The 5,037-nt window shown below is 73.4% G+C and carries 4 protein-coding genes; 2 read left to right on the top strand and 2 right to left on the bottom strand.

Translation table 11 applies throughout. The annotated features are described in order from the left end of the window. The coding region (locus EHS43_RS37095; RefSeq protein WP_125195022.1) for a hypothetical protein at window positions 1-576 on the top strand (576 nt) is incomplete at its 5' end. Window positions 577-664: 88 nt separating this feature from the next. Here the strand turns inward: EHS43_RS37095 and disA are convergent. Both disA and radA read right to left on the bottom strand, forming a co-directional pair. After that, window positions 665-1,789, bottom strand: coding sequence for a DNA integrity scanning diadenylate cyclase DisA (disA, locus tag EHS43_RS37090; RefSeq protein ID WP_125195021.1), 1,125 nt, complete (start codon window positions 1,787-1,789; stop codon window positions 665-667). 81 nt (window positions 1,790-1,870) lie between these two features. Continuing rightward, a complete protein-coding gene (radA, locus tag EHS43_RS37085; RefSeq protein WP_125195020.1) occupies window positions 1,871-3,280 on the bottom strand; it encodes a DNA repair protein RadA in 1,410 nt (469 codons plus the stop codon). A gap of 242 nt (window positions 3,281-3,522) precedes the next feature. Here radA and EHS43_RS37080 point away from each other — a divergent pair. Then, on the top strand, window positions 3,523-5,037 hold a 1,515-nt coding region (locus EHS43_RS37080), incomplete at its 3' end, for a sigma-70 family RNA polymerase sigma factor (protein ID WP_125195019.1).

The following is a 5,037-nucleotide window of genomic DNA, read 5'->3' as shown; positions in this document are numbered from 1 at the left end:
CGTGCCGGCCGCACCGCCGGCGCGGGCGCGGCGGCGGGAGGCGGCTCGGGTGCCGGCGGTGCGGCCGGCACGGGCGGCTCCGCAGGGGCGGGCGGTTCCGCGGGCAGCGCCGGGAGCGGCGGTACGGGCATCGGGGTCGGACAGGGCGACACCCTGCCGGCCGGTTCCTCGCTGCCCAACTGCACGGCGGGCGCGGTCAAGTTGAGCGTACGGAGCCTGAAGAACGCCTACGACCCCGACCAGACCCCCACGCTGCTGCTGACCGCCGTGAACTCCTCCGGCGGTGACTGCAAGGTCGATCTCGGGCCGAAGAACGCGGTGTTGACGATCACTCAGGCCGACGCGGACGACGCGTACTGGTCGTCCGCCGACTGTCCCCGGACCGCGGGCCACCTGGTCTACCGGGTTCCGGCCGGGAGCAGCATTACGTACACCGTGAAGTGGGACCGCAAGCCGAGCGCTCCGCAGTGCGTGACGCCGCCCGCGGGGTCGGCGGGTGCCGGGACGTACCTGGTGGAGGTCAAGACACCCGGGTACGGCACGCTGCAGGCTTCGTTCGTGCTGGAGAACGACTGAACGACTACGGGGTGCCCGCTGACGGTTGTTCGTCGTCTGCGGCACGGTGAGGGCTCGTCGCGCAGTTCCCCGCGCCCCTCGAAGGCTCCTACACGTACCGTTCCAGGATTGAGCTCTCCGCCAGCCTCGACAGGCCCTCGCGGACGCTGCGGGCCCTTGCCTCGCCGACTCCGTCCACGGTCTGGAGGTCGTCGACGCTGGCCGCCAGGAGCTTCTGGAGGCCGCCGAAGTGCTCCACCAGGCGGTCGATGATCGCGCCCGGCAGACGGGGCACCTTGGCCAGGAGGCGGAAGCCGCGCGGGGAGACGCCCGAGTCGATCGCCTCGGGGGAGCCGGTGTAGCCCAGGGCGCGGGCCACGGTGGGGAGTTCGAGGAGCTCCGCGTGGGTCAGGGCGTCCAGTTCGTGCAGCGCCTCGTCGACCGTGCGGGAGCGCTTGGCGGTGGGCTCGGGGACGTAGTCCCGGACCACCAGTTCGCGCTCCGGCTCCACGCCCGCGATCAACTCGTCGAGCTGGAGGGCGAGGAGGCGTCCGTCCGTGCCGAGTTCGACGACGTACTCGGCGATCTCGGTCGCGATCCGGCGGACCATCTCCAGGCGCTGGGCCACCGCCGAGACGTCCCTGACGGTCACGAGGTCCTCGATCTCCAGCGCGGAGAGGGTCCCGGCGACCTCGTCGAGGCGCAGCTTGTAGCGCTCCAGGGTCGCCAGGGCCTGGTTCGCGCGGGACAGGATCGCGGCCGAGTCCTCCAGGACGCGGCGCTGGCCGTCGACGTACAGCGCGATGAGGCGCATCGACTGGGAGACCGAGACGACCGGGAAGCCGACCTGCTTGCTCACCCGGTCCGCGGTGCGGTGCCGGGTGCCCGTCTCCTCCGTCGGGATCGTGGCGTCGGGCACGAACTGCACGCCCGCCCGCAGGATCTTCGACAGGTCGGACGAGAGCACGATGCCGCCGTCCAGCTTGCACAGCTCACGCAGACGCGTGGCCGCGAACTCGACGTCCAGGACGAAACCGCCCGTGCACATCGTCTCCACCGTCTTGTCGAAGCCGAGCACGATGAGTCCGCCGGTGTTGCCGCGCAGCACCCGCTCAAGGCCGTCGCGCAGGGCGGTGCCGGGGGCCACGGCGCTCAGGGAGGCGCGCATCAGGCCATCGGAACCGGCACTCCCACCGGACTTTCCGGGAGCTGCTGCCCGGTCGTTGGCTGCCACTGCTCTCCTCCGGTCGCGGGGTCTTGGGCGCTCCCGTGTCGCACATTCGGTTCGTACGGACGGGCGAGACCAGGGCAAAGTCTACCGGCGGTCCTCCGCGTCCCGTGGGGCCTCTCGCCGACGGGAGCGCGGAAGGACCCTCAGGGCGTCCCCTATGTCCGCCACTTCCAGGACCTTCATACCGGCCGGGATCTTGCCGGGATCGCCCGGTACGAGCGCGTGCGTGAAGCCCAGACGGTGTGCCTCGGAGAGCCTGCGCTGGACGCCCGTGACCCGTCTGACCTCGCCCGCGAGGCCCACTTCGCCGATCGCGACGAGGTTCTTGGGCAGCGGGGTGTCACTCGCCGCCGACGCCAGGGCGAGGGCGACCGCCAGGTCCGCGGCAGGTTCCGAAAGCTTTACCCCGCCGACCGTCGCGGAGTAGATGTCCCGCTTGCCGAGCGCGCTGATCCGGCCGCGCTGCTCCAGGACGGCGAGCATCATCGAGACGCGGGAGGTCTCCAGGCCGGAGGTGGTGCGCCGGGGCGAGGGGATCTGGGAGTCGACGGTGAGCGCCTGCACCTCGGCCACCAGGGGGCGGCGGCCCTCCAGGGTGACGGTGAGACAGGTGCCGGGGACCGGTTCGTCACGACGTGTCAGGAAAAGTCCGCTTGGGTCCGCCAGGCCCGTGATGCCCTCGTCGTGCAGCTCGAAGCAGCCGACCTCGTCGGTGGCGCCGTAGCGGTTCTTGACGCCCCGTACGAGCCTGAGGCGCGCGTGGCGGTCACCCTCGAAGCTCAGGACCACGTCCACCAGGTGCTCCAGCAGGCGGGGGCCGGCGATCGCGCCGTCCTTGGTGACATGGCCCACCAGGAGGGTCGACATCCCGCGCTCCTTGGAGGCCCGGATCAGCGCCCCGGCCACCTCGCGCACCTGGGCCATGCCGCCCGGGGCGCCGTCGATCTCCGGGGAGGCCACCGTCTGCACCGAGTCCAGGATCAGCAGCGACGGCTTCACCGCGTCCAGGTGCCCGAGCACCGCGGACAGGTCGGTCTCGGCGGCGAGATACAGGTGGTCGTCGATCGCGCCGATGCGGTCGGCGCGCAGCCGGACCTGGCTCGCGGACTCCTCACCGGTCACATAGAGCGTGCGGTGCTCGTCGCTCGCCGACTTGGCCGCCACGTCCAGCAGCAGCGTGGACTTGCCGACGCCGGGCTCGCCCGCCAGGAGCACCACCGCGCCGGGCACGAGACCGCCGCCGAGCACCCGGTCCAGCTCGGGCACGCCGGTGGAGCGGGCGGCGGCCTGGCGGCCGTCGACCTGGCCGATGGGCACGGCGGAGGTGGTGACGCGGCCGGGTGCCGTCGTACGCACCGCGGGTGCGCCGTACTCCTCGATCGTCCCCCAGGCCTGGCACTCGGGGCAGCGGCCGAGCCACTTGGCCGTCTGCCAGCCGCACTCGGTGCAGCGGTAGGACGGGCGCTCCTTGGCGGACTTCGTACGGGTGGCCATGCACGAACCGTAACCGCCGCCACTGACAACGCCGCCCCCCGCCCGCGGGACGGCCCGCGCCCCGGCATCCGCCGGCGCCCCCGGCCGAGCATGTGAAGGGGCCATGTATCGGCCACGTCCTGACAGGAACAAGCCATGGAATCGGGGGTTCCTGTCCCCTATTGAGGGATCGTTTCACCCGTACGGAGTAAAACTGTTCAAGGCGCAGGAAGGGGCCATCTTTCGCGCCCTACGGTCCACGGATGATGAGCAGCAGTCCGCAGACCTCGACCCGCACCACCGGCGCGCACCGGGCGCAACGGCAGGAGCGCGACCGCGGTGCGGCGCGCACGCCGGCACAGCGGCCGCCCGCGCGCTACGAGCCGTACCTGGACGGCCTGTTCACCTACTGCATGTCCGTCCTGTGCGATCACGACGCGGCGACCGCCGCCCTCGGTGACGTCCTGGTGTTCGCCGAGAAGCGCGGCGGCCCGGACGCGGCCGGCGACCGCAGGGCCTGGCTGTACGCGCTGGCCCGCTGGGCCTGTCTGCGCAAGCTGGCCGAGGCCAAGCAGAAACGTCAGAGCACCCACGCGGCGGGCCGTCACGGAGCCTCCCCGCCCGCCGAACCCCCGGTCGCCGAGGACGTCCAGGAGGCCCGGCGCCGCGAACTGGCCCTGCTGGCCTGGCCGGAGGCGGCCGGTACGACCCCCGAGCAGCGCGAGGCGCTCGAACTCGCCGTACGCCACCACCTCGCCGCCCACGAGGTCGCCGCCGTCCTCGGCATGGACCTCGCCGGCGCCCGCGAACTGCTCGCCTCCGCCGCCTGCGAGGTCGAGCGCACGCGCGCGGCCCTCGCCGTCGTCGAGACCGGTGACTGCCCGAGCGTGGCGCGGCTCACCGGCGACAGCCAGTTCGTGCTCAGCGCCGCCCTGCGCCGCGAACTCGTGCGCCACGTCGACGACTGTCCGCGCTGCCGTCGCGGTGCCGAGCGCGCGATCCCCGGCCGCTGGCCCGGGGTCATGACCACGCCCGCCGAGCTGCCCGTGCTGGAGGCGCCCCGCGCGGCCCTGCACAGGGCGACGGCGCACCCGCCCCGCGCGCGTGGCGCCGCCGTGCCCCGCTTCGACCGGCGCGGCTTCCCGATGGACCCCAAGGACCGGGCCGCCCGCCGCGACCGCCTGCGCGCGCGTGCCGTCACCACGACCGTCGTCGCCACCGTCGTCGCCGCCCCCGTGCTCGCCCTGTGGGCCGCCTACCGGGGCGGCCCCGGTGAGGAGGCCGACGGCCACGCCACCAGCGCCAGCGGGGCACACGGCCCCGACAGCCTGGACGGCATGGCGGACGGCGGCGGCTACCAGAACGCGGGCAACGCGAGCACGAAACCCGGCAGCCGCTTCACCAAGGACGGCCGGCCCGACGTCTCGGTGGAGGTCGTGAGCGTCTCGGGGGCCGGCCACAAGGGCGCCGGGCACCTCGACGTCGGCGCCGGCCACGACGGCGACACCACGCTGATCACCCTCACCGCGACCGGCGACGCCCCGGTCCGCTGGTCGGCCACCACGGCCGCCACCTGGCTCTACCTGAGCCGCTCCTCGGGAACCCTGAAGCCCGGCGAGTCGCTCACGATCAAGGTGTACGTCGACCATCTGCGCGAGCCCTCCGGCGCCTGGAGCGCGCGCGTGGCGATCGCACCGGCCGGCGCCGTCGTCACCATCAGCGGCTACGGCACGGCCCCCGTGCCGTCCGGCCCCGGCGAGCCGACGACACCCCCGGCC

The organism is Streptomyces sp. RP5T (assembly GCF_003933965.1).
Classification (GTDB): domain Bacteria; phylum Actinomycetota; class Actinomycetes; order Streptomycetales; family Streptomycetaceae; genus Streptomyces.
This window is presented reverse-complemented; position numbering and strand designations above follow the sequence as displayed.